The organism is Nonomuraea roseola, from assembly GCF_039535395.1.
Taxonomy (GTDB): Bacteria; Actinomycetota; Actinomycetes; order Streptosporangiales; family Streptosporangiaceae; genus Nonomuraea; species Nonomuraea roseola.
Genome location: NZ_BAAAXC010000015.1, coordinates 4,434,908 through 4,459,741, shown reverse-complemented (window position 1 = coordinate 4,459,741; position 24,834 = coordinate 4,434,908). Strand labels below are relative to the sequence as shown.

The following is a 24,834-nucleotide window of genomic DNA, read 5'->3' as shown; positions in this document are numbered from 1 at the left end:
CGCTGTAGCGAGCTGGGGTTTCTGCCGGTGCGCCGCCAGGGACTCGAACCCCGGACCCGCTGATTAAGAGTCAGCTGCTCTAACCAACTGAGCTAGCGGCGCTTGCGACGTCGATAACTCTAGCAGCAGCAGAGCACCACTCGCACATCACCCGATCCGCTCACCCACCCGCTCGAAAGCCTCCAGCGTCAGCTTCCAGAACCGGTCCACGTCCAGGCCCGTCGCCACGGAGGCGTTGGCCGTCCGCTCGTCGATCCTGAAGTCCGTCACGGTCATGCCGGCCGTGTACGTCCCCATCGTCTCGACGTCCACCACCGCGGGCACGCACGTCAGCAGCGTCGGGTCGATCACGTGCGCGACGGCGACCGCGTCGTGGATGGCGGGGCCTCCCTCCGCCGTCACCATCCCGTAGAACTGGGAGATCGGCACCACGAGGTCGGCCAGGCGGCCGAGCGTGCGCATCCGGTCCAGGATCGCCTCGGTGACGACCGCGGTGAGGGTCACGTCGAGGCCGACCATGGTGACCGTCCATCCGGCCCTGAACACGATCGAGGCCGCCTCGGGGTCGGCCCTGATGTTGAACTCGGCCGCGGGCGTGTGGTTGCCGCGGGTGTACGAGCCGCCCATGATCACGAAATCGCGGGCCCACTCCACGATGCGCGGCTCCCGCCGTACGGCCAGGGCGATGTTGGTCAGCGGGCCGACGGCGGCAAGGGTGATCTCCCCGGGATTGGCGCGGAGGGTCTCGATGATGAAGTCGACGGCGTGGCCGTCGGACACCCCCTTGACCGGCGCGGGAAGTTCGACGCCGCCCAGGCCGGTGGCGCCGTGGACGGATTCGGCGCGCACACGCTCCCCCATCAGGGCCCCTGCGCAGCCGGGCGTCACGGGGACGTCGCCCAGTCGGTAGAACTCGCGCAGCGCGAGGGCGTTGGCGGTGGTCAGCTCGAGGCTGACGTTGCCGCCCACGGTGGTGATGCCGACCAGGTCGATCTCGGGAGAGCCTCCGGCGAGCGCGAGGGCCAGGGCATCGTCGATACCGGGATCACAGTCGATAAGGAGCTTTTTCACCCTAAGACAGTACATATGAATCGGGGCCGGGCAGTTTCCCCCAAAACTGCCCGACCCCGATCTATCGCGGTCCAGGCCGGGCACCTTCCCCCGAAGCGCCCGGCGGTCCCGCACAGCAGACGACGGTCCCCCTCCGCGTCCGCATCGGCAAAAGCTCTGCAAGTCAGTCGCAGCACCCTTGACCTGCTTCAACGTTACAGAGCCGAATGCAACGGACGCGTCATACCAGGGTCGATAATCGCCCTAATCGGCCTAGGGGAGCTCCAAGCGGACCTCCGTGCCCTCCCGCAGGGAGCGGCTGACCGTGCAGTGCTTGGCCTCCACGCGCTCCGCCACCGCCCTGAACACCTCGTCGGCCTGCTCAGAGGGGAGCTCCACGTCGTAGGTGATGGTGACGGGGCCCAGCTTGTTCGGCTCGACCTTCTCCGCGTCGACGGTCATCGCCAGCTTCAGCAGCCGGTGCCCGCGCTTGGCCGTGAGCGGCTCCACGGTCACGATGCTGCAGCCGCCGACCGCGGCGAGCAGCAGCTCGACCGGGGTGAACACGCCGTCCTGGTCACCGCCGCCGATCTCCACGCGGGCGCCCCGCGCGTTGGTCGCCACGAAACCGTCATCTGTCCGCTCAACACGTACGTTCGCCATGCTCGCAAAACTACCGGGAGTATCACGGCACCGCGCGAGGCAGTGGAGGTCCCTCCGCGGATCAGGCTGGGGTGGGGAGGACGAGGCGGACCAAGGTGCCGCCGTCCGGGGCGGGGACCGCCGCCACCGTTCCTCCGTGGCTGTCCACCACCTGTCGTACGATCGCCAGCCCCAGCCCCGAGCCCGGCTTCGCCCGCGCCTGCGCCGACCGGTAGAACCGGTCGAAGACGAACGGCAGGTCGGACACCGGAATCCCCGGCCCGTGGTCGCGTACCTCGAGCACGCCGTCGTGCAGCGTCACCTCGACCGCGTCGGTGGGCGCGCCGTACTTGGCGGCGTTGTCCAGCAGGTTGCCCACCGCCCGCGCCAGCCGATCGGGCACGCCCTGTACCAGGGTCGGCGAGACCGACACCGTGAAGCGGGTCTCGGGCCAGTGCGACGCCGCCCTCGTCACCTGATGGGAGACGATCTCGTCGAGGCGCACGACCTCCACCAGGGCCGCGGGCTCCTCGTCTCTGGCCAGCTCGACCAGGTCGGACACCAGCCCCGTGAGCTCCTCGAGACCGAGGACCACCGCCTGGCCGACCTCGGCCCGCTCGGACTCCGGCACGTCGCCCCTGACCAGCAGCTCGGCGTTGGTACGCACCGCCGTCAGCGGCGAGCGCAGCTCGTGCGAGGCGTCGGCGACCAGCTGCTTCTGCGCCTTGGCCGAGCGCTCCAGGGCGTCCAGCATCGTGTTGAAGCTGGCCGCCAGCTTGCCGATCTCGTCGTCGCGCGTGACGGCGATGCGCAGGCCGAGGTCTCGGGTCACCGCGATCCTGGAGGTCGTGGCGGTGAGGGTCGACAGCGGACGGAGCGAGGTGCCCGCGGCCAGCCAGCCGAAAAACGCCGCGATGACCAGCCCGCCGGCCGCCACGGCCAGGAAAGGCCAGCCGAACTCCGCCTGCCACCGCCCGATCTGCCCCATGACGCTCTCGGCCCTGCGGCAGGTCACGTAGTAGGCGGCGCCCAGCACCAGCAGGACCGACAGCGCCGCCGCGAGGCCCGCCGCCATAGCGAGCCGGAGATGCAGCTTCATATCTCCCTCAACACGTATCCGAGGCCGTGCACGGTCTGGATGAGCCGCGGCTCCCCGTCGTGCTCGGTCTTGCGCCGCAGGTATCGGATGTAGACCTCCAGCGAGTTGGAGCCGGGGGTGAAGTCGTAACCCCAGATCCGCTCCAAGATGACCTCGCGGGTGAGCACCTGTCCAGCGTTGCGCATGAGCAGTTCGAGCAGCGCCGCCTCCGTGCCCGTGAGGTCGAAGACCCTGCCGCCGCGCCTGGCCTGGCGGCTGGCGGGGTTCAGCGCGAGCCCCGCGAACTCCAGCGCTCCGCCCGACGAGGAGGTACGGCGCAGCAGCGCCCTCACCCTGGCGAACAGCTCCTCCAGGGCGAACGGCTTGACCACGTAGTCGTCGGCCCCCGCGTCCAGCCCCTCGACCCTGTCCCCCACGCCGGACAGCGCGGTGAGCATGAGGACGGGAGTCCTGTCCCCCTCGGCGCGCAGGCGGCGGCAGACCTCGAGACCGTCCATGCCGGGCATCATGACGTCGAGGACGATGAGGTCGGGCCTGTCCACGGCGACCACCGCCAGCGCGGTCGGCCCGTCGGCGGCGCCTCTGACCCGGTATCCCTGGACGCGCAGCGCCCTGGTGACCGCCTCCCGCACCTGCGGCTCGTCGTCCACCACCAAAACTTCGGGCTTACCCATCTTTTATTCAGGCAACTCTCATGTACGTCGCACACCGTCGGTTCTATGACTACCAGCACCCAGTCTCTCTCGCCTCTGCTCTTCTGGGCGGGCGCGGCAGTGGGGCATTTCGGAGCGATCCACCCTGGCTGGAGCTATCCGTGGCTGCCCACCGCGTATGTCGGCGCCGCGCTGCTCGTCGTCCTCGGGTTGGTGTCGGTCCGCTGGCGGCGCACGGCGCCGCTGCCTCCGAGCGTCCGTGTGGTGGCCGCCCTCGCGGGCGCGCTGCTGGTCGCGCACCAGCTCGCCAGCCCCGCCGACGTGACGGGGCTGAGCCGTACCGGCTCCTTCCTGCTGTACGGCGCCGCGCTGGCGGTGGCGGTGTGGCGGCGCCGTCCCGAGCAGCGGGCGGGGACGCTGCTGATCGCCGAGGGCGTCGGCGCGGACAGGATCGCCTCCCGGGTGAAGGACCCGGAGCGGACGCTGGTGCTCTACAGGGCCCGCGACCCGCGTGAGGCCGAGGCCGCCCGCGAGCTGCGCGCCCGCGGCGTGCCCGTAGTGATCGTCGAGGGCGCCGAGCACGACCCGAGGGCCAAGGAGGCGGTCAGCGCCTCGGGCCTGAGCCGCCTCGTCCCCGACATCTCCGAGCGCAGGGTCGTGGTCTACGGCCCTCGCGGCTTCGTGAGGTACGTCAGAAGCGCGCTGTCCAAGCTCCGGCAAAGGGCTTAGCCGTGCGTTATCCCGCCCGTGCCACGGTGACTCGTATGACCTTTCCCGGTGTCGCTGGTGTGCAGATGGTGATGGACCTTCCCGTGTGCGTGGACATTCGCACCGCGCTGCCGGAGCGGGAGCTGACGCCCCTGCTCGACGACGCGTTCTCCTGGCTGCGGTGGGTGGAGGACACCTTCCACCCGGATCGCGAGGACAGCCAGATCGCCAGGCTGAACAGGGGCCAGACCATCGACCAGGTCCCCGAGGTGGTGGAGATCCTGCACAGGTGTGACACGTTGCACGAGGCGACGGGCGGCTGGTTCGACGGGCGCGCGGGCAGCAGGCTCGACCCGATGCCCTACGTCAGGGGCTGGGCGGTGGAGCGCCTGTCACGGGCGCTGACCATCGCGGGCGCCGTCGACCACAGGGTGAGCGCGGGCCACGACCTGCGCGTGCGCGGCTCCTCCTCGCCTGGCCGTCGTTGGCGGCTCGACGTCCGCGATCCCTACGACGGTGTGACCACGCGGGTGCTGTTCCCGCACGACGCCGCCGTGGCCACGGCGGGCGGCTCGGAGTTCAGCGGCGACGGCAGGGCGTGGGTGTGCGTGATCGGACCCGATCTGGGCGTCGCGGGCGCGTACGCCTCGGCGATGCACGCCATGGGCACCGCCAGGGCCAGGCGTTTCGCCATGCGCCTCGCCGCCGACCCGAGTGCGGGCGCGGCTCCGCACCCTGGCGCCGGGTGGAGCGGGGGCGCCCAGCCGTACCAGAGCATGGTCGTCGGCCCCGACGGGCGCGCGACGCTCACGCCGGGGTTCACGACCTATGACGCCGAGACCAGACTCGCAGGCTAGGCCTCGGGATGTTTGGCCAGGTACTCGACGTAGAGGGGTCGCAGCGCCTCGCCCAGCTCGCCCTGGCCCGAGCTCATGGCGTCGCTGAGCAGCGCGGACAGGTGGCTGAGGTCGTTGACGACCTCGCCGCCGTGACCGCTGGCCGCCTCCGCCGCGGGGATGGCCCTCAGCAGCTCCCAGAGGAACCCGAAGTCCCCGTGGCGTACGGCATAGCGCACGGCCCGCTCGTGAAGTTCGCTGGCCGGCATCGACTCGAGTTCCTCAGTGTCCATGTCACTTCCTCCCCAGAATCGGCTCTTTCCCCATAACCCCTCTCGGTAACGCCCTCCCGCGACTACGTGGAGTCATCTCTGGGCACATAGCGTGCATGCCTGATCGTCAGCGGGCACTGGCGATCCGCCCCCCGGACTGCCGTTGCTCGTGGTGCTCGCCCCCACCGGCGTCCAAGAAGACGCGATCACGCCCGCCACGGCCGCCGCGATGGTGGCCGCGGGTGTGTTCAGCGTGATGATCTATCCCTTGGCCGCACTGCGGCTCTATCGAATCGCCGATCAGAAATGCGAGGATCCTGTGGCGTGAAGTTCATCATCAAAATTCTCGTCGTGGCGGCTTCCCTCTGGGTCGCCATCCAGTTCGTGGACGGAGTCGAACTCACGACTCCCACGGGCACGGCCAAGTACTGGGGCACGCTGCTCGTGGTGGCGCTGATCTTCGGTGTCATCAACGCCGTGATCAAGCCGATCATCGAGACCATCGGCTGCGCCTTCTACGTGCTGACCCTGGGGCTGTTCGCCCTGGTCGTCAACGCGGGGCTGATGCTGCTCACCAGCTGGATCTCCTCTCAGATCGACGTCCCCTTCCATGTCTCCGGCTTCTGGGCCGCCTTCTGGGGGGCGCTCGTCGTCTCCATCGTCAGCTGGGTGCTCAGCCTGGTCCTGCCCGACTGATGCTGCTCGACGGCGCCACCCTCACCTGCGCGCAGGTGGCCTCAGGAGTCCCCGTCTCGATCGTCTCCCTCGATCGGGCCGGGGCCGCCTGGCGGACCGCCCAGACACTGACGGGTCCCGTGTACGGGCAGAGCACGGGCGTCGGCGCGAACAAGGACACCACCGTCGAGGAGGGCGGACTCGACCTGCTGCGCAGCCACGCGGGGGGAGCGGGACCGCTCGTCGGCGAGGAGCGCGCCCGCGCGATGCTCGTCGTCAGGCTCAACCAGCTCCTCGCGGGCGGCTCGGGGGTCGACCCCGCCCTCCTGCCCGTGCTCGCCGAGGCGATCAACGATGGTTTCACACCTCCTGTCCGCACCTACGGCGCGATCGGCACCGGCGACCTGACAGCTCTGGCCACCACCGCGCTGTGCCTGCTGGGCGAGCGCGAATGGCGAGGGCCCGAAGGGCGGTCAGGGCCTGGGCCGAGGTTCGCGCTGTCCTCCGGCGACGCGCTGCCGTTCATCAGCTCGGGCGCGGCCACGCTGGCCGACGCGGCGCTGGCCGTCCACAGGCTGCGGACGCTCATGGAGGCCGCCGTCACCGTGGCGGCGCGCTCCTTCACCGTGGTCAACGCCTCGGCCGAGCCGCTGGCGCTGGCCGTGCACGAGGCCAGGCCGCAGCCGGGTCAGGCCGACGTGGCGGCCCGCCTGCGCGGGATGCTCGCCACGGAGGAGGCGGTCAGGGTCCAGGACCCCTACGGCTACCGCGCCTTCGCGCAGGTGCACGGCGCGGTTATGGACGCGCTGGCCAGGGCCGGGCGCGTCGTCGAGGTCGATCTCAACGCCGCCACCGAGAACCCGCTGTTCAGCGGCGAGCTGGCCTGGCACAACGGCAACTTCCACGCCGCCCCCGTCGCCCTCGCGCTCGACGCGATGCGGGCGGCGCTGGTGCCCGCGGCGCAGCTGTCGGCCGCCAGGCTGGCCACGCTCATGGAGCCCGCCTACACGGGGCTGCTCCCCTTCCTCGGTGGGGCTCAGGGCCGGTCGGGCGCGATGATCCTCGAGTACGTGGCACAGGACGCGCTCGCCGAGCTGCGCCTGCTGTCCGCGCCCGTCGCGGGCGGCACGGCGGTGATCTCCCGCGGCACCGAGGACCACGCCAGCTTCGCCACCCAGGCGGCGAGGGCGGCGCTGCGCTGCGTGGAACCCCTGGAGATCGTGCTGGCCTGCGAGCTGGTCGCCGCCCGCAGGGCGCTGGCCCAGCCGGGCTCCCCCAGCGAGCCCGACCGCCCCCTCGACACCGATCTGGACGAGGCGCGCAGGGAGCTCAGCGGCTGATCCGCAGCACCGAGCCGCGCTCGCACAGCGTGGGCTGCTGCACCACCCTGCGCCGCCGTGCGGGGCCGTCCGCGGCGGCGGCGACCAGCCGTACGGCGGCGCGCACGATGCCGTCGATGTTCCAGTCGACCGTGGTCAGGCCGGGGCTGAGCAGGCCAGACATGGGATGGTCGTCGTAGCCCATCACCGACACGTCGCCTGGAATGGACAGCCCGCGCTCGGCCGCCGCGGCGTAGACGCCGTAGGCGATGGAGTCGGAGAAGCAGAACACCGCGGTGTGGCGCCCGCTGTCGAGGATGCCGCGGGCGACCTCGGTGGCCGCCGTCAGCCCGTAGGAGGCGGTGGCCACCTCGATGTCGAGGCCGAGCCTGTCGGCCTCGGCGCTGGCGTGGACGTCGGCGGGCCTGTCGGGGGTGCGCGCGCCTGTGGGGGTGAGCACGGCGATGCGCTCGTGGCCGAGCTCCTTGAGGTGCTCGAGCGCGAGGGTGACGCCCCGCCTGTTGTCGAAGATCACCTCACCGGCCGTGCCGGGCAGCCCGTCGCCGATCGCGACCACGGGCACCGACTCGCACAGCTCGGCCCAGAACGCCGCGGCGGGATCGACCGGCTGCACGATCAGGCCGTCGACGCGCTGGTCACGTAGTTGCTGGGCCAGCGCCCGCTCGCGGGCGGGGTCGCCGACGGCGTCGAGGATCAGCGCGTAGCGATCCTTCTCCCTCAGCCCTCTGCTGATGCCGACCGCCAGCGACTGCTGCCACAGGTCCTCGAGGGAGCCGCAGAGCACGCCGATCATGCCGGTGCGCCCGCTGGCCAGCGCCCTGGCGATGGGGTCGGCCTCGTAGCCGAGCTCGGCCGCCGCGGCTCGCACGCGCTCCATGGTCTCCTCCGAGACCTGGAGCCCGCGTAGCGCGTAGGAGACGGCTGCAGGCGAAAGGCCGGTCGCCTGCGCGACCTCTTTGATGGTCGCTCGCTTTCTGGCCATCGGACCAGCGTAGCCAGCATTGACAAAACCGGGGGTGAAGCGTTTCACTGAAACGCATCACTGAATCGCTTCACATAGCAATCCCAGGGTTTACATGTATTCTCGGTAGGAAATAGAGGGAGGTGTGGCCGTGAGCATCGATGTCCATCAGCACCTGTGGACGCCTTCGTTCGTCGAGGCGCTGCGCGCCCGGTCGCGCCCTCCCTACCTCGACGGCTGGACCCTGATCCTGGACGGCGAGCCGCCGTACGAGGTCGACCCCGCCGACCACGACGCGCGCGACACCACGGACCTCGAGCTCGCGCTGGTCTCCCTCTCCAGCCCGCTGGGCATCGAGTTCCTGCCGCCCGAGGAGGCCTGGCCGCTCATCGACGCCTACCACGAGGGCGCGCTGAAGCTGCCCGAGCCGTTCGGCGCGTGGGCGGCGACCTGCCACAGCGACGTCGACCCGGCCAGGCTGGCCGCCGACCTCGACCGCGGCTTCGCCGGGCTGCAGATCCCCGCGACCGCCGAGCCCGACGACCGGCTGCTCGACGTGCTGACCGAGCTCGACCTGCCGCTGTTCGTCCATCCTGGCCCCGCGGCCGCCACGCCTGGCGTGCCGGGCTGGTGGCCGGCGCTGGTGCCGTACGTGCAGCAGATGCACGCCGCCTGGCATCACTTCCACGCCGTCGTGCGCCCGCGCCACCCCAGGCTGCGGGTCTGCTTCGCGCTGCTGGCGGGGCTCGCGCCGCTGCACACCGAGCGCCTGATCGCCAGGGGCGGCGGCAGGGGCCAGGTGGACCCCCTCTGTTATGTGGAGACCTCCTCCTACGGCCCGCGCGCGATCGACGCGATCGTCCGCGAGCTCGGCATCGACGTGGTGGTGAACGGCTCGGACGCGCCGTACGCCACCGCCCCCGACCCAGGGATGGGCGCCGCCGCGGCGCACGCCATCAGGGTCGCCAACCCTCGACGTCTACTCGGACGAAAGGAGTAAACGCACGTGAGCACCAACCTTCCCGCCAGGACGCTCGACCGGCGGGAGCTACGCGAGCTGGTCGACGACCTGGCCGCGGACCCCGCCCAGTGGCAGGACCAGGTGGACTTCCCCGCCGACGGCGGCCGGCACTACGCCTCGCTCTACCGTGACGCCTATGTGGACGTGTGGCTGCTCTGCTGGCGTCCCGAGGACGACACGGGCTGGCACGACCACGACATCTCCTCAGGCGCCGTCCACGTGGTGCGGGGCGCGCTGCTGGAGTGCAACCCGCGCATCGGCGGCGAGCACCTGGAGACCGTGGTGGCCGAGGGGCAGTCCTTCCACTTCGGCCCCGACCACATCCACCGGCTGACCGGGGCGGTGGACAGAAGCGTGTCGATCCACGCCTACTCCCCTCCGCTGTGGCGCCTGGGGCAGTACTCCATCGACGACACCGGGCTCATGCGCAGGGTCTCGGTGAGCTACGCGGACGAGCTGCGCCCGATCGACGACGACTTCATGGGCGAGGTGCCCGCAGCCGAGGTCGCCTGAGCTCAGGCCGCGCACGACTCCCGCAGCACGCAGCAGGTCGAGCAGGGCTCGGCCTCGGGCAGCGTGACCCACAGACAGCAGGTCCTGCGCCGGTAGCCGTCGGCGGTCTGCTCGAGCAGACCGTCGACCGGCCGGCCGACCGCGCGCAGCAGGCCCATGTAGTCGCCCTGGAGCACCGCGGTCATCGGATGGGCGAACGCCTCCGCGGTGGAGCCCCACAGCGTGCGCGCGCCGACCCTCGCCTGGCCGCTGATCGCCTTGACCAGTGGTTCCTGCGACTGGAGCAGGGCCTCGCGGATGGCCTGCGGGCTGTCGACGACCGTCACCGCCGTGGCTGCGACCGTCACCCCCGCCTCCGACTGCTTGAAGTAGGTGTCCTCGTACCGCATGACGGGCGCCCGCCCGTCGAGCGCCCAGCCGACGGCCATCGGGAAGGTGAGCCAGTAGCCGAGCGTCTTCCACAGCAGCGCGGCGCCCACGTGCCTCGGCGCGTCGTAGCGGCCCGCGGTCTGCTCGATCAGGCCACTGAGCAGGGTGTACGGCTCACGCGTCAGCTCCTGGAGCGGTGTCCACGAGTCGTCGGGTTCGACGCGCAGGCCGGGCAGGACGCCGAGCACGCCCCCTCGCGCGGCTGCGACGCGCTCCAGCACTCCGGTCAACTCCGCGAGCGGCACGGCAGGCCCTTCAGTCGAATAGGTAAGCCTTGCCTAAGATATCAGAGGACGTCCCGCCCGTACCCCTACCACCAGTTGCACCGCGCACGCGGCGAGCCCTGCCAGCAGCGGAACCGTCCAGCCGCCCGTCGCCTGCCTGAGCAGACCGATCACCAGCGGGCCGAGCGCGGCCAGCACGTATCCCACCGACTGGGCGACCGCCGACAGCGCGGTCACCGAGGAGGGGTCGGGGGCGCGCAGCGTGATGATGAGCAGGGCCAGCGCGAGCGACGCGCCCTGCCCGAGGCCCAGCACGATCATCCACAGCCACGGCACGGTGGTCGGCGCGAGCAGCACGCCGAGATAGCCCGCCACGGTCAGCAGCGCGGCGCCTGCCACGTGCGGGGCCTGCGTCCTGCTCCGCTCGGCGTGAACGGGCACCGCCAGCGTCGCGGCGACCTGCGCCAGGTTGGAGATGGCGAGCAGGAAGCCCGCGTGGTCGGCGGGCAGACCGGCCTCCTGGAAGATCGTGGGCAGCCAGGCGAGCATCACGTAGAACGTGAGCGACTGGATGCCCATGAACGCGGTCAGCTTCCAGGTTACGGGGCTGCGCATCAGCGTCCTGAACGGCCTCGGCCCGTTGGCGGGGGCCGACTGCCTGCCGAAGGCCTGAGGCAGCCAGAGCACGGCCGCGGCCACGGCGGGCACGGCGACCAGCGCGGAGACGCCGCGCCAGCCGTAGCCCGTGAGGTGTTCCATGGGGATCGCCAGCGCGGAGGCCGCGGCGGCGCCGCCCACGAGAGCCGAGACGTAGATGGCCGTGAGCAGCCCCGCCTTCTCGGGGAAGTGCTGCTTCACCACGCCCGGCATGATCACGTTCATGATCGCGATGGCGGTGCCCGCGATGGCCGCGCCCGTGTAGAGGGCGGGGGCGCCGTCGAGACTGCGGATCACCACGCCTGCCGCGAGGATCAGCAGGGCCACCAGGAGGGTGCGGTCCAGGCCGATCCTGCGAGCCAGCAGCGGCGCCACGGGACCGAACAGGCCCAGGCAGACGACCATGACCGTGGTGATCGCACCGCCGCCCGCGGGCGTGAGGCCCACGTCGGTCATGATCTCGTCGAGGAGGGGGGAGATTCCGGCGAGGGCGGGTCGCATGTTGAGCGCGGCGAGGACCAGCCCGGCGACCACGAAAGTTGATCTCAAGGACATAGCCAGGCCCACTCTGCCATGCGCCCTCCGGCCCAGAACGGGTAGGTGGCGACATCTCCCCGCATCGTCACCACTGCGTCTCGGTGAAGGCCGCCTCCTCGATCGTCGAGGAGGAGATCACGGGAGCCACGGGTCCGAGGGCCCTTCTCCCTGCTGACAACGTTGTCAGAGGGTCCGGCATGGGAAATGATCGGGGTGTGAGACCGACGATGAAGGATGTCGCCGCCGAGGCGGGCGTCGCGCTCAAGACCGTGTCCAGGGTCGTGAACAACGAGCCCGGGGTCAACGCCGCCACTGCCGACCGCGTCAGGGCCGCGATCGAACGGCTGGGCTACAGCCGCAACGAGAGCGCCAGAGTGCTGCGGCAGGGCAGGACGTCGAGCATCGGCCTGGTCATCGAGGACGTCGGCGACCCGTTCTACTCGGGGGTGAGCAGGGCGGTCGAGGACGTCGCGATCAGGCACGGCTCCCTGGTGCTGAGCGGCTCCTCCGCCGAGGAGCCCGCGAGGGAGCGGGAGCTGGTGCTCACCTTCTGCGCGCGAAGGGTCGACGGGCTCATCGTGGTGCCGGCCGGCGCCGACCACTCCTACCTGCGGTCGGAGCTGGCGGCGGGCACGCCGGCCGTCTTCGTGGACCGTCCTGCCGGGCCTGGCCTGGACGTCGACACGGTGCTCTGCGACAACAGGGGCGGAGCGCGCATGGCCACTGCCCACCTGCTCGCCCACGGGCACCGCAGGGTCGCCTTCCTCGGGGACAGCCCCACGATCTTCACGGCGGGCGAGCGCGAGCGCGGCTACCGCGAGGCGCTCGGCGACCTCGTGGACGAGCGGCTGATCTCGATGGCCCATCCCGAGCTCGACAGGGTGCGCGCCGACCTCGACAGGATGCTCGGGATGGACGAGCCCCCGACCGCGCTGTTCACCGGCAACGGGCGGCTGACGATGACGGTCCTGCGCGCCCTGGCAGGACGGCGGATGGCGCTGATCGGGTTCGACGACTTCGAGCTGGCGGACCTGCTGAGCCCGGGGGTGAGCGTGGTGTCGCAGGACTCGGCGGGGCTGGGGAGGGTGAGCGCGGAGATGCTGTTCCGCAGGATCGCGGGCGGCGGCGGCCCCGCGGAGCGCGTCCAGCTGCCGGTGAGGCTGATCCCCCGCGGATCGGGGGAGCTCCCACCCGAGGCCCCGCGGCGTTCGTGAGCACAGACGACGCGCTCTCTCGGGGCGCCGCCTCGCCGCCCTGCGCGGCGCCGGCCCGGTCACCGGCGCCCGCGCGGGACGCGACGTGGTCTGTTCCCGCAACCTCCGGGCTCACCCCTTGAGCGCGCCCGCCATCAGCCCGCGCATGAAGAAGCGCCCGAGCAGCAGGTAGATCAGCGTCGTCGGGATCGAGGCGAGCAGCGCCGCCGCCATCTGCTGGCTGTACGGCGTGGCCTGCGCACCCGCGATGTTGTTCAGCATGACCGTGGTGGGCCAGCTCGTCGGGCCGGTGAGGAAGACCGCGAACAGGAAGTCGTTCCACAGCGAGGTGAACTGCCAGATGATCACTACGGCGAACGCGGGCCCCGACACGGGCAGCACGACCGACCAGTAGGTGCGCAGCATGCCCGCGCCGTCGACCCTCGACGCCTCGATCAGCTCGTCGGGGATCGTCACGTAGTAGTTGCGGAAGATGAGTGTGCAGATCGGGATGCCGTAGACGACGTGCGCGAGCACCAGCCCCGAGATGTCGCCGTACATCCCGATGTTCACCATGAGCTGGACCAGCGGGATCATCACCCCCTGGTAGGGGATGAACATGCCGAACAGGAAGAGCGTGAACAGCACGTCCGCGCCGGGGAAACGCCATTTCGACAGCACGTAGCCGTTCATGGAGCCGAGCACGCACGACAGCAGCGACCCCGGCACGGCGAGCAGCACGCTGTTCCAGATGCCGGGCGCCAGCTTCTCCCACGCCACCCGCCACGCCTCGAGGGTCCAGACCTGCGGCAGGTTCCAGGCCTGCGACGGGTTGGCCTCGGTGAGCGGCTTGAAGCTGGTGACCAGCAGCACGTAGACCGGGATCAGGAAGACGACCGCGAAGACGATCAGCAACCCACGGCGGAGGATCACGAGCGCCTCTCCTTGCGGACCGACCAGATCAGGTAGGGGATGACGAAGACCGCCACGCTCAGCACGATGTAGGAGGCGATGGTCGCCCCCTTGGCCGGGTCGTGGAAGTCGAAGACGGCCACCCACATGAACACCGCGGGCACGTCGGTGATGATCTGCTTGCCCGACACGGCCATGACCAGGTCGAAGGTCTTCAGCGAGATGTGCCCGAGGATGATCAGCGCGGAGAGCGTCACGGGCCGCAGCAGTGGGAGCACGACGTGCCGGTAGACGCCCCACTCGGTGCAGCCGTCGACTCTGGCAGCCTCGCGCAGCTCCTCAGGGATGCCTCTGAACCCCGCGAGGAAGAGTGCCATGACATATCCGGACATCTGCCAGACGGCGGGGATCGCCATGGCGGCCATGCCCCAGTCCTGGTCCCTGAACCAGGCCCACTGAGGCAGGCCGACCACGTCGAACAGCCGGTTCAGGCCGACCGCCCTCTCGTCCTGGCCGGAGTTCATCAGCCAGCGCCACACGATGCCCGTCGCCACGAACGAGATCGCCATCGGGAAGAGGTAGATCGCCCTGAAGGTGCCCTCCCCCCTGATCCCCTTCTCCATCAGGAAGGCGAGGAACCAGCCGAGCACCAGCGCGCCGAGGACGAACACGACGGTGAACAGGATCGCGTGGTTGACCGACAGGTGCCATCGGGGCTCGTCCCAGATGTCGACGAAGTTCTGCAGGCCGACGAAGTTCCCCTCGGAGACCTCGTCGTGCTTGTCGGTCATCGCCAGACTGAAGTTCCAGCCGAGCATGCCGTAGACGAACACGCCGATCGCGATGATCGAGGGCGTCACCAGCAGCAGCCCCGGCAACCAGGCGCGGGCCCGCCGCAGGGCGGACCCGCCTTTTCGTGCCATCACTGTGCCTGCCTCACTGGGCGTTGGCCGCCGCCGCGTCGACGAGGCCCTTCTGCAGCGCGGCCACGTCCTTGGTGCCGATGAACAGCCCGACCGACTCGTTGATCGAGGCGAGCCAGGGCTGGCTGACGGCCACGCCGTGCTGGACGGATCCGGCCAGCTTGTTGGATGACCAGTCCTTCAGCGCGTCGCCGAGGTAGTCGGTGTAGAGGGCGGCGTCGGCGTCCTTGCGGGCGGGGATGGAGCCCTTCTTCGGGTTGAAGGCGTCCTGCCCCTCCTTGCTGGCCGCGACCTTGAGCCACGCGACCGCGCCGTCCCTGTTCTTGGCGCCCTTGGGCAGGGTGAAGCTGTCGGACAGCCACATGTAGGTGCCCTCGGTGCCGGGCGAGGGCGCCCAGTCGAAGTCGGTCTTCGACTTCTTGCCGAGGCCGCCCTCCGGCGGGTTGTGGAAGTAGCCGTAGGCCCAGTCGCCCATGATGTTGAAGGCGGCCTGTCCCTCGGCCACCTGGGCGGCCGCCGGCTGCCAGTCGTCCTGCGGGTCGCCCGCGTAGGACATGATCTTGGCGAAGTCGTTCAGCGCCTTGGTGACCGCGGCCGAGCCCCAGTCGGCGCCGGGCTTGAACAACGCGTTGTAGGCGTCGGTGCCCAGCGAGCCGAGCAGGACGCTCTCCATCAGGTGGGTGACGGTCCACTCCGAGCCGATGGACAACGGGATCTTGCCCTTGGCCTTGACCTTCTCCAGCGCCGCGATGAACTCCTCGATCGTCTTGGGCGCGGCCGCGACGCCCGCCTCCTTCAGGACGCTCGGGTTGAACCACAGGATGTTCGACCTGTGGATGTTGACCGGCACCGAGTAGATCTTGCCCTCGTAGCTGATCTGCTCGACGAGCTGGGCGGGGAAGGCGTCCTTGAGCTTGAGCTCGTCATAGAGGAAGGTGAGGTCCTCGAGGTCGCCCGCCTTGATGTAGCCCAGCAACTCGGCGCCCGCGTGACCCTGGAAGGTGTCGGGCGGGGTGTCGGCCTGGAGCTTGGACTGCAGCAGCGCCTTGGCCTTGTCGCCCGAGCCTCCGGCCACAGCCGCGTCGAAGAACGTGAGGTTGGGATTCTCCTTCTCGAAGATCCCCTTCATGGCCTTCAGACCGTCGGCCTCGCCGGGGCCGGTCCACCAGGAGAAGACCTCCACCTGCTGTTTGGCGCCGCCACCCGTGCCCGACGCCTGGCCGGAGGGAGCCGGAGTGCCTCCCCCTCCGCCGCAGGCCGCCAGACCGAGCATGGCCGCCATGGTGATGCCTGCCAGCCACCGTCGTCTCATCGCACACCGCTCCTTCACCACGGTCGGTGACAACGTTGTCAGTAGGGCCATCAACCCACTTCGCACTTGGCGACGTCAAGGCATGTGCGGATAACAGCTCGGCATATTCGGGGAGCGCTCTCTTTGCAGACACCCGATCGCCGGTGGGGTGCGCAGGCCACGCAACCGCATGGGCCGGAAGGCAGGCCGCCGGGCGACAGCGGCCCGAGGCCACGCTACGGCGAGCCCCGAGCCTGCCGGCATCCCCCGGCTTCGGAGCGCCTCACGTATGTATGGCCATGTGTACTCAACCGGCGCCCCCAGAAGGCTGGGCGGGCTCGAGCCCTGCGCGGCTCGAGCCCGCTGTCGCGCCCGCAGGACCACGACCTCCACCCCTCCGAGGAGGTCAGGCCCATCAGCGAACGCGACGTCTCGGGTGGATCGACAGGCCGTGCTCGCCCTGCGTGCGGGCGCCCCCGCACCTGGGTTCGCGGTGCGCGCCGCCGGTCGATCACAGAGGCAACGCTAGGCCGAGGCCGCTCCTGGCACATGCTCCGAGATGGCCATTCGGGCATGTATCCGCGAGAGGTCAAGGGTGTGTAGAGAAGCGGTCGCCGCGTGGCCGCGTCACCTGAGCGGAGCGGGCACCTGTGTACGTGAGGGCCGGCCTCACGGCCGCCTGTTCGCGATCGCCCCGGCCGCGATCGGCGTGCCCCGGCGGTGCGTCCACGTCTGACTCGCTGCCGACGAGATCGTTCGGTTCGGTGGGCGGCCTCAGGCGCACAGCGGCTTCTCCAGGGGGAGGTGGCGTTACCGACAGTGCTACACCGATTACCCACACCGAGGCGATCTTATGCATGCCGGGCACGGCCGGCGACGGGTGGCGGCGCGGCCCTACCTCGCCGACCCACTCGCAGCGCGCCAACCGGCCCCTGGCGGGAAAGCTGTGGAGAATTGTCAGTGGCGCCGGTCACACTCCTTGTATGGCGGACGAGCCCCTCGAACTAGGCGAGATCTCCTTCTCCGACTGGCACGCCCACACCGACAAGATGACCGAGGTCGGCTTCCTGACCATCGCCAGGCGCCTGCCCGCCCTCGTGGGGCAGGCGATGCGCATGGCCTGGCGGGCCAGCCCCCGCGACACCGCGGCCACCATCGGCTTCAACCTGGCCGGCGGCATCTTCACCGCCTTCGGCCTGCTGGCCACGACAGGCGTGCTCGACGCGCTGTTCCGCGAGGGCCCCACCCCCGACAGGGTGCGCGCCGCGCTGCCCAGCCTGGCGCTGGTGGCGGTCGCCGCCGCGCTGCGCACGGTGACGCAGGCCGCGGCCGGCTGGGCGCAGTCGCGCCTCGACCCCCAGGTCTCCAGGCTCACCGAGGAGCGTCTGTACGGCCTGACCAGCAGAGTCCCCCTGGCCGCCTACGACGACCCCGACTTCCACGACGCGCTCCAGCGGGCGAGGATGCGCGGCGTGTCGATGGCCGACGTGGTGGTGATGACCGCCATCGACGTGATGACGGCGCTGGTCGGCATCGCCGCCGTGGCAGGCGTGCTCGGCGTGCTGCATCCCGTCCTGCTGCCGCTGTTGCTGCTCGCGGTGCTGCCCGACGCGTGGGCGGCGGTGCGCTCGGCCAGGATGCGCTACACGACCATGTACTCCCTGATCCCCGCCAGCAGGCGCAAGTGGATCATCGCCGAGCTGCTGGCCGACCGCTCCCCCGCCGCCGAGGTGCGCTCGTTCACGATGCGCGGCTTCCTGCTGCGGATGTACGACGCGGTGGCGCGGGCCGAGCAGGAGGTCATGCTCCGCCTGGCCAGGCGGCAGACCGTGGCCAGGCTGGTCGGCGAGGCGCTGGGCGGCCTCGGCAGCGGCCTGGTCTACCTCGCGCTCGGCCTGCTGCTGGCCTTCGGCGCGCTGCCGCTGGCCGTGGCGGGCACCGCCGTCCTGGCGATCAGGCAGGGCCAGATGTCGCTGAGCAACCTGATGTACGCCACCAACAGGCTCTACGAGGAGGGCCTCTACTTCACCGACTTCCTCGACTTCTGCGCCGACGCCGAGCAGCGGATCTCCGAATCGAGGCCCACCGCCGCGCCCACCGCCTTCGAGGAGATCAGGGCCGACGACGTCACCTTCACCTACCCGGGCGCCGAGAGCCCCGCGCTGCGCGGCGTCACGGTGACGATCAACAAGGGCGAGGTGGTCGCGTTCGTCGGCGAGAACGGCTCGGGCAAGTCGACGCTCGCCAAGATCCTTTCAGGCCTCTACGAGCCCGAGGGCGGCACCGTCACGTGGGACGGCCTCGACGTGAGCCAGGTCCCGCCCGATGAGCTGCGCCTGGCCACCGCCGTCATCGCCCAGGACCACACCAGGTGGCCGCTGACGGCCCGCTACAACATCACGATGGGCACCGACAAGGGCGAGCCCGCGCTGGTCTCGGCCGCCGAGGTCGCGGGCGCCGACGAGGTGATCGCCGAGCTCCCCCACGGCTACCGCACGCTCCTCGACAGGCGTTTCAAGGACGGCCACGAGCTGTCCGGCGGCCAGTGGCAGCGCATCGCGGTGGCGCGCGGCTTCCACAGGGACGCGCCGCTGCTGATCTGCGACGAGCCCACCGCCGCGCTCGACGCCAGGGCCGAGCACGCGCTGTTCGAGCGCATCCGCCACCACTCCGAGGGCAGGACGGTGCTGTTGATCACTCACCGGCTGGCCAGCGTCCGCTACGCCGACCGTATCTACGTCCTCGACCACGGCAAGGTGGTGGAGGAGGGCACGCACCAGCAGCTGATGGCCGTCGAAGGGCTCTACGCCGACCTCTACACCCTGCAGGCGCAGGCCTACCGCTAGTCCAGCACCGCCTGCATGATCTGCCTGGCGATGGGGGCGGCCACGTCACCGCCGAACCCGGCCCGCTCGACCACCACGCCGACCGCGACCTTCGGCTCGCCGGCGGGGGCGAAGGCGGTGAACAGCGCGTGGTCCTGGGCGCCCCGCAGGTTCTCCGCCGTGCCGGTCTTGGCCGCCACCTCCACCCCGGGGATGGCGGCGGCCGTCCCCGTGCCTCCGGGCTGGGTGACGCTGACCATCATGGCCGTGAGGTCGTCTGCGTCCTGGGCGCTCATGGCGGAGCGCCACCGCGAGGGCTCGGCCCGCTCGACCACCGAGCCGTCCGGCAGGCGCACCTCCTCCACCAGGTAGGGCCGCATCAGCGAGCCGTCGTTAGCCACGGCCGCCGCCATCATCGCGATCTGGAGGGGCGTCGCCCTGTCATCGAACTGCCCGATCGCCGACATGGCCGTCTGCGCCTGGTCCATGCCTGCCGGGTAGACGCTCCGTGCGACCGGCATCGGCACGGTCAGGCTGTCGTCGTCGAACCCGAACGCCTCCGCCTGCCGGCGCAGCACGTCCTGTCCGAGGTCGATGCCCATCCTCGCGAAGGCGGTGTTGCAGGACATCTGGAAGGCGTAGGCCAGCGGCGGGTGGCCGTCGCCGCACGATTCGCCGCCTGCGTTGCCCAGGCCGATGGAGGTGCCGGGCAGCGGCATGCGGGCAGGCGCCTCGACCTGCGAGTCCGGCGTGTACCTGCCCGAGGTCAGCCCCGCGGCGGTGGTGACGATCTTGAACGTGGAGCCTGGCGGGTAGTTCTGGTTGATCGCCCTGTTGAGCAGCGGCTGGCCGGGATCCTTGCGCAACTGCTCGTCGGTCCTGGCCAGCTTCTCGCTGTCGAAGGTGGTGTAGAGGGCGGGGTCGTAGGACGGGTAGGAGACCATGGCCAGGATGGCGCCCGTGGCCGGATCCATCGCGACGGCGGCTCCGCGCCTGCCGGTCGCGGCCAGCCCCGCGTAGGCGGCCCGCTGGGCCCGCGCGTCGATCGTGGTCCGCACGTCGGCGCCCTCGATCGTGCCGTCCCTCACCAGCGCGCGCACCCGCACCCTGGCATCGCTGCCCGACAGTCTGGCGTCCTCCGCCCGTTCCAGTCCCGTGGTGGTGTAGAGAGAGGCGTACCCCGTGACGGCGGCGTAGAGGTTGCCCTCGGGGTAGGTGCGGCGGTATCTGTAGCCGGCGTCGCTCGTCCTGCGGCTGTCCGCGATGACCGTGCCGTCGGCGGTGAGGATCCTGCCGCGCGGATGGTCGAACTTGGCGATCAGCGTGCGCTGGTTGCGTGGGTCGGCGTTCAGCGTCTGCGCCATGAAAGCCTGGATGACCGTGACGTTGCCGAGCAGGGCGAACATCATCACCGCGCACACCAGCGCCACACGACGCAGCGGGATGTTCATTCGTCTCGCCCGGGGTCCGGCCATACCTTCCGGTCTAACAACCGCAACCCCAAGCGCGTGCTACAGCACGCTGCGATAGTAGGAAATCTTGTTGTGGATGTAGCGCTGGCGCTCGGCCAGGTTGTCGATCTGGTCCCTGACGCGCCGGTCGTGCTCCTCCAGCAGCGCGATCCTGTCGGCGATGGTGTGGTCGCCCGCGCGCACCAGCTCGGCGAAGCGCAGCATCTCGGCGATCGGCATGCCGGTGTCGCGCAGGCATCTGATCGTGCCGAGCCATCCGAGGTCGTCCTCGGAGAACCTGCGCTGGCCCGCGGAGTTGCGGTCTACGGGGGCCAGAAGGCCGATCTTCTCGTAGTAGCGAAGGGTGTCGATGCTGAAGCCGGTCTCCTCGACCACTTCAGCAGGGGTGTAGACGCTCACGAGGCCGATCCTCCCACCTGGAGTGGACTCCAGGTCAACCGCTTGACATGGAGTGCGCTCCAGATCGCACAGTCTCGGCCATGAACATCGCACTCGGCACCATCGACTTCGGCACCAGGGTCGGCCTGGGGGACACCTTCGCGCTCCTCGACCGCTTCACCGAGGCGGGCGGCACGATGATCGACACGGCGAACAACTATCCGTTCTGGAACGAGGGACGCACCGGCGACGAGAGCGAGACGGCCATCGGGGCCTGGCTGGCCGCGCGCGGCAACCGTGACAGCGTCGTGCTCAGCACCAAGGTCGGCGGACGGCCGACGATCGCGGGAGACACGACGCTCGGCTCGGCGGAGGGCCTGTCGGCCAAGGCCGTACGCGCCGGAGTGGAGGGGAGCCTGCGGCGGTTGGGGACCGACTACATCGACGTGTACTGGTCGCACATCGACGACAGGTCCGTCCCGCTGGAGGAGTCTCTCGGGGCCTTCGACGAGCTCGCGCGGGCCGGCGCGATCCGCAGGCTCGGCGCGAGCAACATGGTGACGTGGCGGCTCGAACGGGCGAGGAACCTCGCCGCTGCCCACGGCTGGATGCCCTACACCGCGCTGCAGCTGCGTCACACCTACCTGCGTCCGAGGCCCCTGACCAGGCTTCCCGAGAGCGGGCACGTCCTGGCCACCGACGAGAGCCTGGCCTATGCGCGGGAGGAGAGGGACCTCACGTTGTGGGTGTACAACACGCTGATGTCAGGCGCCTACACCAGGGCCGACCGGCCCGTTCCCGAGTTCTACGACCACAGCGGGACCACCGGACGGCTGCGGGCGCTGCGCGAGGTCGCGGACGAGCTGGGCGCGACGCCCAACCAGGTGGTGCTGGCCTGGCTGCTCGCCCAGGGTCTGGTGCCGATCGTGGGAGCGACGACGACGGCCCAGCTGGATGAGGCCATCGGCGCCGCCGGGATCACGCTCGACGAGGCGCTCATGGCGCGTCTGGACGAGCCGCGCTGAGATACTCGGCGAGGTAGCGGCGCACCAGCTGCTTGCACTCGGCGATCAGCGCGGCGTCGCCCTGGGGGTGGGTGCGGAAGGCCAGCTTCAGCACCGCGTCGGCGGCCTCGACCGCGACGCGCAGGGCCAGGTCGAGGCCCTCCCCCGCCGGCTTGTCGTGCAGCCCGGCGACCAGGGCGCGCAACCGCTGGGCGACCACGGCGCTGTTCTCCAGGGCGCTGTCGAGCATGTGGTTGGTGCCCTGCAGCGCGGGGCCTCCTGGGGAGGGCAGCACCTCGCCGAAGTCGACCACCGCGAAGCCCGGCGTGGTGCGTTTCATCGCCACGAACTCGTCGATCGCCAGGTCGGACAGCTGCGACCAGTGCGCGGGCTCGGCCGCGGCGATCCTGTCGGTGACCCTGACGAGAAACCTGTCGAGATTGCGCATCGCGAGCGCCCTGACCAGGCCCTGCTTGTCGGGGAAGAACTGGTAGAAGGTGCCGATGGGCACCTCGGCCCTGCGGGCGACCTCCTTGGTGGTCAACCCGTCGTAGCCCACCTCCTCCAGCAGCGTGGCGCACTCGTCGAGCATGCGCTCGACCCGCTCGGCGCTGCGGCGCTGGGAGGGACGGCGGCGCAGAGTACTCGTCATACCCCTCATCCTGGCCCATGTTTAGGATGACCAACTATGTTCCTGTGGGGTACGGCCACCGCCGCTTACCAGATCGAGGGCGCCGCAGACGAGGACGGCCGCGGCGCCTCCATCTGGGACACCTTCGCCCGCCAGCCCGGCAGAACCCGTGACGGGCACACCGGTGACGTGGCCTGCGACCACTACCATCGCTGGCCCGAGGACCTGGCACTCATGTCGGACCTCGGCGTCAACGCCTACAGGTTCTCCCTGTCGTGGCCGAGGATCCAGCCCGAGGGTTCGGGGCCGGTCAACTCGAAGGGTCTCGACTTTTACGACCGGCTCGTGGACGGGCTGTGCGAGCGCGGGATCACCCCGCTGCCCACGCTCTTCCACTGGGACCTGCCCCAGGCCCTGGAGGACAGGGGCGGCTGGCTGAACCGCGACACCTCTCACCGTTTCGCCGACTACGCCGCGACTGTGGCCGAACGCCTCGGCGACCGGGTGGGCGGCTGGATCACGCTCAACGAGCCGTTCGTGCACATGGTGTTCGGCTACGCCATGGGCGTGCACGCTCCCGGCCACGCCCTCATGCTCGACGCCCTCCCCGTCGCCCACCACCAGTTGCTCGGGCACGGGCTGGCCGTGGGGGCGCTGCGGGCGGCGGGGGCCGAGCGGGTGCTGATCACCAACAACTGCACGCCTGTCTGGGCGGAGGACGCCGCCGCAGGCGACGCCTACGACATCCTGCACAACCGCCTGTTCAACGATCCGGTGCTGCTCGGCTCCTACCCCGACCTGTCGGCGTACGGTGTGACGCTCGACTGCGTGCGCGAAGGGGATCTGGAGATCATCTCCGCCCCGCTCGACGGGCTCGGCGTCAACTACTACAACCCGACGCGGATCGGCGCACCGACCGACGACTCGCTGCCGTGGACCGACCTCGGCATCACCGGCTACCCCACCACGGCCTTCGGCTGGCCCGTCGTCCCCGACGGCCTGCGCGAGCTGCTCGTCGGCCTGCGGTCGCGCTACGGCGACGCGCTGCCTCCCGTGTACGTCACGGAGAACGGCTGCTCCTACCCCGAGCTCGACGACCAGGCCCGCGTCGACTTCCTCGACGGCCACCTCGCCGCCCTCCGCGCCGCCCAGGACGAAGGCGTCGACGTGCGCGGCTACTTCGTCTGGTCGCTGCTGGACAACTTCGAGTGGGCCGAGGGCTACCACCAGCGCTTCGGACTGGTCCACGTCGACTTCCCCACCGGCCGCCGCACGCCCCGCGCCTCCTACCACTGGTACAAGGACTTCCTCGCCCGCCGGTAGCCGGCCGCCCCCCCGCCGGGGCTACGCCCGCTCTACACGCCCTCGACCGTGGCCGACACCCCCGACACGGGGAGGACCCGTGCGACGGCGGGCGGCCGGCCTGTGCCGCTCGACGGCCGAAGGGGTGGCCCACGCCCTGGAGACCTGCGCCGCTCCGGGGCCTGCGTCACCGGTTGGGCGCGGAAGGCCGGATCAGAACACCGACACGTGGACGTGGTCCCAGTGGTTGGCGGTGACGCCGCCGCGGTTGGACATCATGTCCCAGCCGCCGCCGGTGCGGATGTCGTAGTAGCGCTGCTTCCAGATGATGTACATCACCCCGTAGCGCGAGCCGTTGGCGATCAGCCACTGCGCCAGCTCGTCGCCCCTGGCCAGGTTGGCGCCCGTGGCCATGCTTCCGCCCGGGCTCATCATGAAGTCGCACGCGCGGCCCTTGCCGTGCTCGCCCGGGTCGCCGACGCGCAGGCAGCCGACGCCGTAGAACATCGGGAAGTTGCGCATGACCTCGTCGCGCAGCGTGATCATGCGCTGGGTGAGGCCCGAGGCGCTTCCTGGCTGCTGGATGCCGTACCTGGCCAGGAGCTTCTCGATGTCGCGCCGCTTGGACTGCATCTTCTTGATGTCGCGCTCGAGGTCGTCGATCTTCGCGTCGGCGTCCTTCTTCGCCTTCTGCGCGTCGGCGACCATCTCCTCGACGCGGTTGAGCGTGGAGGTGCGCTCCGCGGCCAGATAGGCCATGTTCGCCGCCTGCCCGAGCACCTGGTACGGCTCGCCGCCCGAGGTGAAGAGGCTGGTGCCGTCGAGCGGCCCCTGGATGTAGCTGGTCTGCGCGATCTGGGTCACCTCGACCCTGGCGGCGGCCAGCGACGCCTTGAGGTTGGCCGCCCTCTCCGTGGCCCGCTTGGCCGACAGCCTGGTGTCCTCGAGGCTCTCGATCGTGCCCCGGTAGACGGTGTTGAGCGCGGTGGCCTGCTTGGTGAGTTTGCGCAGCTTGGACTGGCTGTCGGGGTCAGCGGCCGCCACGTGGGGGAGGGGGGTGGCGAGCAGCGCGACGAGAGTGGCGGCGAGCACGGCACGACGCCCTGATCTCACGCTCGTCCTCCCCTCATAGACGGAGCGACTATAGAAGATGATCTTGATGCTTGCCACCCGAACCATGGAACTCGTGCGCCTTTGGCGAAGTATCTACCACTTTGTCGGGTCGCTTTCCAACAGTTGGGTCTTGCCGAGACCATCGCCGAGGGCGACATTGCGAGCATCCCGTC

The 24,834-nt window shown here is 70.3% G+C and carries 26 protein-coding genes and 1 tRNA gene; 11 read left to right on the top strand and 16 right to left on the bottom strand.

Annotation, left to right across the window (positions count from 1 at the left end):
- Positions 1–28: 28 nt before the first annotated feature.
- The 5 genes from ABFX55_RS44605 to ABFX55_RS44585 all read right to left on the bottom strand — a co-directional run bounded on the left by ABFX55_RS44605 (position 29) and on the right by ABFX55_RS44585 (position 3,465).
- A tRNA-Lys gene (locus ABFX55_RS44605) sits at positions 29–102 on the bottom strand.
- A 45-nt stretch (positions 103–147) separates the two neighbouring features.
- Positions 148–1,071, bottom strand: a complete 924-nt coding sequence (locus ABFX55_RS44600; protein ID WP_346129758.1) for a nucleoside hydrolase — start codon at positions 1,069–1,071, stop codon at positions 148–150.
- A 252-nt stretch (positions 1,072–1,323) separates the two neighbouring features.
- Complete coding sequence (locus tag ABFX55_RS44595; RefSeq protein WP_183656569.1) at positions 1,324–1,713, bottom strand: OsmC family protein; 390 nt, start codon at positions 1,711–1,713, stop codon at positions 1,324–1,326.
- Between the two features lie 61 nt (positions 1,714–1,774).
- Complete coding sequence (locus tag ABFX55_RS44590; RefSeq protein WP_346129756.1) at positions 1,775–2,791, bottom strand: HAMP domain-containing sensor histidine kinase; 1,017 nt, start codon at positions 2,789–2,791, stop codon at positions 1,775–1,777.
- Positions 2,788–3,465: a response regulator transcription factor gene (locus tag ABFX55_RS44585; RefSeq protein WP_346129755.1), complete on the bottom strand. Its 678-nt coding sequence runs from the start codon at positions 3,463–3,465 to the stop codon at positions 2,788–2,790. The genes ABFX55_RS44590 and ABFX55_RS44585 overlap by 4 nt, the downstream gene beginning before the upstream one ends.
- Before the next feature lie 45 nt (positions 3,466–3,510).
- On the opposite strand from ABFX55_RS44585, the gene ABFX55_RS44580 reads away from it, so the two are divergent.
- Both ABFX55_RS44580 and ABFX55_RS44575 read left to right on the top strand, forming a co-directional pair.
- Positions 3,511–4,173, top strand: coding sequence for a ferric reductase-like transmembrane domain-containing protein (locus ABFX55_RS44580; RefSeq protein WP_346129753.1), 663 nt, complete (start codon positions 3,511–3,513; stop codon positions 4,171–4,173).
- A gap of 35 nt (positions 4,174–4,208) precedes the next feature.
- The gene (locus tag ABFX55_RS44575) at positions 4,209–5,009 is read left to right on the top strand and encodes an FAD:protein FMN transferase (protein WP_346129751.1); all 801 of its coding nucleotides are present in this window, start codon (positions 4,209–4,211) and stop codon (positions 5,007–5,009) included.
- On the opposite strand, the gene ABFX55_RS44570 is transcribed toward ABFX55_RS44575, so the two are convergent.
- Entirely contained in the window at positions 5,006–5,281 is a 276-nt protein-coding gene (locus ABFX55_RS44570; RefSeq protein WP_183656556.1) for a hypothetical protein, read from the bottom strand. The two genes, ABFX55_RS44575 and ABFX55_RS44570, sit on opposite strands and share 4 nt — an antisense overlap.
- Before the next feature lie 142 nt (positions 5,282–5,423).
- On the opposite strand from ABFX55_RS44570, the gene ABFX55_RS44565 reads away from it, so the two are divergent.
- The 3 genes from ABFX55_RS44565 to ABFX55_RS44555 are packed head-to-tail and all read left to right on the top strand — an operon-like array spanning position 5,424 to position 7,275.
- Complete coding sequence (locus ABFX55_RS44565; RefSeq protein ID WP_346129750.1) at positions 5,424–5,588, top strand: hypothetical protein; 165 nt, start codon at positions 5,424–5,426, stop codon at positions 5,586–5,588.
- Entirely contained in the window at positions 5,585–5,956 is a 372-nt protein-coding gene (locus ABFX55_RS44560; protein ID WP_346129748.1) for a phage holin family protein, read from the top strand. The genes ABFX55_RS44565 and ABFX55_RS44560 overlap by 4 nt, the downstream gene beginning before the upstream one ends.
- Positions 5,956–7,275, top strand: a complete 1,320-nt coding sequence (locus ABFX55_RS44555; RefSeq protein WP_346129746.1) for an aromatic amino acid ammonia-lyase — start codon at positions 5,956–5,958, stop codon at positions 7,273–7,275. Before ABFX55_RS44560 ends, ABFX55_RS44555 begins: the two co-directional genes overlap by 1 nt.
- On the opposite strand, the gene ABFX55_RS44550 is transcribed toward ABFX55_RS44555, so the two are convergent.
- Positions 7,265–8,257 carry a LacI family DNA-binding transcriptional regulator gene (locus tag ABFX55_RS44550; RefSeq protein ID WP_346129745.1) on the bottom strand — a complete coding sequence of 331 codons (993 nt, stop codon included), beginning with the start codon at positions 8,255–8,257 and terminating at the stop codon, positions 7,265–7,267. The two genes, ABFX55_RS44555 and ABFX55_RS44550, sit on opposite strands and share 11 nt — an antisense overlap.
- A 130-nt stretch (positions 8,258–8,387) precedes the next feature.
- On the opposite strand from ABFX55_RS44550, the gene ABFX55_RS44545 reads away from it, so the two are divergent.
- On the top strand, positions 8,388–9,236 hold the full coding sequence (locus tag ABFX55_RS44545) for an amidohydrolase family protein (RefSeq protein WP_346129743.1): 849 nt from the start codon (positions 8,388–8,390) through the stop codon (positions 9,234–9,236).
- Positions 9,237–9,242: 6 nt separating this feature from the next.
- Entirely contained in the window at positions 9,243–9,770 is a 528-nt protein-coding gene (locus tag ABFX55_RS44540; protein WP_346129742.1) for a cysteine dioxygenase, read from the top strand.
- A 2-nt stretch (positions 9,771–9,772) separates the two neighbouring features.
- On the opposite strand, the gene ABFX55_RS44535 is transcribed toward ABFX55_RS44540, so the two are convergent.
- Together ABFX55_RS44535 and ABFX55_RS44530 are read right to left on the bottom strand one after the other, a co-directional pair.
- Complete coding sequence (locus ABFX55_RS44535; protein WP_346129741.1) at positions 9,773–10,444, bottom strand: hypothetical protein; 672 nt, start codon at positions 10,442–10,444, stop codon at positions 9,773–9,775.
- A gap of 33 nt (positions 10,445–10,477) precedes the next feature.
- A complete protein-coding gene (locus ABFX55_RS44530) occupies positions 10,478–11,635 on the bottom strand; it encodes a CynX/NimT family MFS transporter (RefSeq protein ID WP_379479041.1) in 1,158 nt (385 codons plus the stop codon).
- A gap of 197 nt (positions 11,636–11,832) precedes the next feature.
- Between ABFX55_RS44530 and ABFX55_RS44525 the strand changes: the two genes are divergently transcribed.
- The gene (locus ABFX55_RS44525) at positions 11,833–12,831 is read left to right on the top strand and encodes a LacI family DNA-binding transcriptional regulator (RefSeq protein ID WP_346129737.1); all 999 of its coding nucleotides are present in this window, start codon (positions 11,833–11,835) and stop codon (positions 12,829–12,831) included.
- A gap of 111 nt (positions 12,832–12,942) precedes the next feature.
- On the opposite strand, the gene ABFX55_RS44520 is transcribed toward ABFX55_RS44525, so the two are convergent.
- The 3 genes from ABFX55_RS44520 to ABFX55_RS44510 are packed head-to-tail and all read right to left on the bottom strand — an operon-like array spanning position 12,943 to position 15,957.
- Positions 12,943–13,740 (bottom strand): carbohydrate ABC transporter permease, encoded by a 798-nt coding sequence (locus ABFX55_RS44520; protein ID WP_346131437.1) that lies wholly within the window; start codon positions 13,738–13,740, stop codon positions 12,943–12,945.
- Positions 13,740–14,645, bottom strand: coding sequence for a carbohydrate ABC transporter permease (locus ABFX55_RS44515; protein ID WP_192777545.1), 906 nt, complete (start codon positions 14,643–14,645; stop codon positions 13,740–13,742). Before ABFX55_RS44515 ends, ABFX55_RS44520 begins: the two co-directional genes overlap by 1 nt.
- A gap of 13 nt (positions 14,646–14,658) precedes the next feature.
- Positions 14,659–15,957, bottom strand: a complete 1,299-nt coding sequence (locus tag ABFX55_RS44510; protein WP_346129735.1) for an ABC transporter substrate-binding protein — start codon at positions 15,955–15,957, stop codon at positions 14,659–14,661.
- A gap of 962 nt (positions 15,958–16,919) precedes the next feature.
- Between ABFX55_RS44510 and ABFX55_RS44505 the strand changes: the two genes are divergently transcribed.
- Positions 16,920–18,782, top strand: coding sequence for an ABC transporter ATP-binding protein (locus ABFX55_RS44505; protein WP_346129733.1), 1,863 nt, complete (start codon positions 16,920–16,922; stop codon positions 18,780–18,782).
- Here ABFX55_RS44505 and ABFX55_RS44500 read toward each other — a convergent pair.
- Complete coding sequence (locus tag ABFX55_RS44500; RefSeq protein WP_346129732.1) at positions 18,779–20,212, bottom strand: peptidoglycan D,D-transpeptidase FtsI family protein; 1,434 nt, start codon at positions 20,210–20,212, stop codon at positions 18,779–18,781. The genes ABFX55_RS44505 and ABFX55_RS44500 overlap by 4 nt on opposite strands.
- A 60-nt stretch (positions 20,213–20,272) precedes the next feature.
- A complete protein-coding gene (locus tag ABFX55_RS44495; protein ID WP_183656527.1) occupies positions 20,273–20,632 on the bottom strand; it encodes a MerR family transcriptional regulator in 360 nt (119 codons plus the stop codon).
- Positions 20,633–20,712: 80 nt separating this feature from the next.
- Between ABFX55_RS44495 and ABFX55_RS44490 the strand changes: the two genes are divergently transcribed.
- Complete coding sequence (locus ABFX55_RS44490) at positions 20,713–21,636, top strand: aldo/keto reductase (protein ID WP_346129730.1); 924 nt, start codon at positions 20,713–20,715, stop codon at positions 21,634–21,636.
- Here the strand turns inward: ABFX55_RS44490 and ABFX55_RS44485 are convergent.
- Positions 21,608–22,267 (bottom strand): TetR/AcrR family transcriptional regulator, encoded by a 660-nt coding sequence (locus ABFX55_RS44485; protein ID WP_346129729.1) that lies wholly within the window; start codon positions 22,265–22,267, stop codon positions 21,608–21,610. The two genes, ABFX55_RS44490 and ABFX55_RS44485, sit on opposite strands and share 29 nt — an antisense overlap.
- A 36-nt stretch (positions 22,268–22,303) precedes the next feature.
- Here ABFX55_RS44485 and ABFX55_RS44480 point away from each other — a divergent pair, with 36 nt between their 5' ends.
- On the top strand, positions 22,304–23,569 hold the full coding sequence (locus tag ABFX55_RS44480; protein WP_346129727.1) for a GH1 family beta-glucosidase: 1,266 nt from the start codon (positions 22,304–22,306) through the stop codon (positions 23,567–23,569).
- Between the two features lie 192 nt (positions 23,570–23,761).
- Here ABFX55_RS44480 and ABFX55_RS44475 read toward each other — a convergent pair whose 3' ends face one another.
- On the bottom strand, positions 23,762–24,661 hold the full coding sequence (locus ABFX55_RS44475) for a coiled-coil domain-containing protein (RefSeq protein WP_346129726.1): 900 nt from the start codon (positions 24,659–24,661) through the stop codon (positions 23,762–23,764).
- Between the last annotated feature and the right edge of the window lie 173 nt (positions 24,662–24,834).

Excerpts from the sequence above, each read along its gene's own strand:
- ABFX55_RS44595 (WP_183656569.1), bottom strand. The coding sequence starts at position 1,713 with ATGGCGAACGTACGTGTTGAGCGGACAGATGACGGTTTCGTGGCGACC.
- ABFX55_RS44590 (WP_346129756.1), bottom strand. The coding sequence starts at position 2,791 with ATGAAGCTGCATCTCCGGCTCGCTATGGCGGCGGGCCTCGCGGCGGCG.
- ABFX55_RS44585 (WP_346129755.1), bottom strand. The coding sequence starts at position 3,465 with ATGGGTAAGCCCGAAGTTTTGGTGGTGGACGACGAGCCGCAGGTGCGG.
- ABFX55_RS44580 (WP_346129753.1), top strand. The coding sequence starts at position 3,511 with ATGACTACCAGCACCCAGTCTCTCTCGCCTCTGCTCTTCTGGGCGGGC.
- ABFX55_RS44575 (WP_346129751.1), top strand. The coding sequence starts at position 4,209 with ATGACCTTTCCCGGTGTCGCTGGTGTGCAGATGGTGATGGACCTTCCC.
- ABFX55_RS44570 (WP_183656556.1), bottom strand. The coding sequence starts at position 5,281 with ATGGACACTGAGGAACTCGAGTCGATGCCGGCCAGCGAACTTCACGAG.
- ABFX55_RS44555 (WP_346129746.1), top strand. The coding sequence starts at position 5,956 with ATGCTGCTCGACGGCGCCACCCTCACCTGCGCGCAGGTGGCCTCAGGA.
- ABFX55_RS44550 (WP_346129745.1), bottom strand. The coding sequence starts at position 8,257 with ATGGCCAGAAAGCGAGCGACCATCAAAGAGGTCGCGCAGGCGACCGGC.
- ABFX55_RS44530 (WP_379479041.1), bottom strand. The coding sequence starts at position 11,635 with ATGTCCTTGAGATCAACTTTCGTGGTCGCCGGGCTGGTCCTCGCCGCG.
- ABFX55_RS44515 (WP_192777545.1), bottom strand. The coding sequence starts at position 14,645 with ATGGCACGAAAAGGCGGGTCCGCCCTGCGGCGGGCCCGCGCCTGGTTG.
- ABFX55_RS44510 (WP_346129735.1), bottom strand. The coding sequence starts at position 15,957 with ATGAGACGACGGTGGCTGGCAGGCATCACCATGGCGGCCATGCTCGGT.
- ABFX55_RS44505 (WP_346129733.1), top strand. The coding sequence starts at position 16,920 with ATGGCGGACGAGCCCCTCGAACTAGGCGAGATCTCCTTCTCCGACTGG.
- ABFX55_RS44500 (WP_346129732.1), bottom strand. The coding sequence starts at position 20,212 with ATGAACATCCCGCTGCGTCGTGTGGCGCTGGTGTGCGCGGTGATGATG.
- ABFX55_RS44490 (WP_346129730.1), top strand. The coding sequence starts at position 20,713 with ATGAACATCGCACTCGGCACCATCGACTTCGGCACCAGGGTCGGCCTG.
- ABFX55_RS44485 (WP_346129729.1), bottom strand. The coding sequence starts at position 22,267 with ATGACGAGTACTCTGCGCCGCCGTCCCTCCCAGCGCCGCAGCGCCGAG.
- ABFX55_RS44480 (WP_346129727.1), top strand. The coding sequence starts at position 22,304 with ATGTTCCTGTGGGGTACGGCCACCGCCGCTTACCAGATCGAGGGCGCC.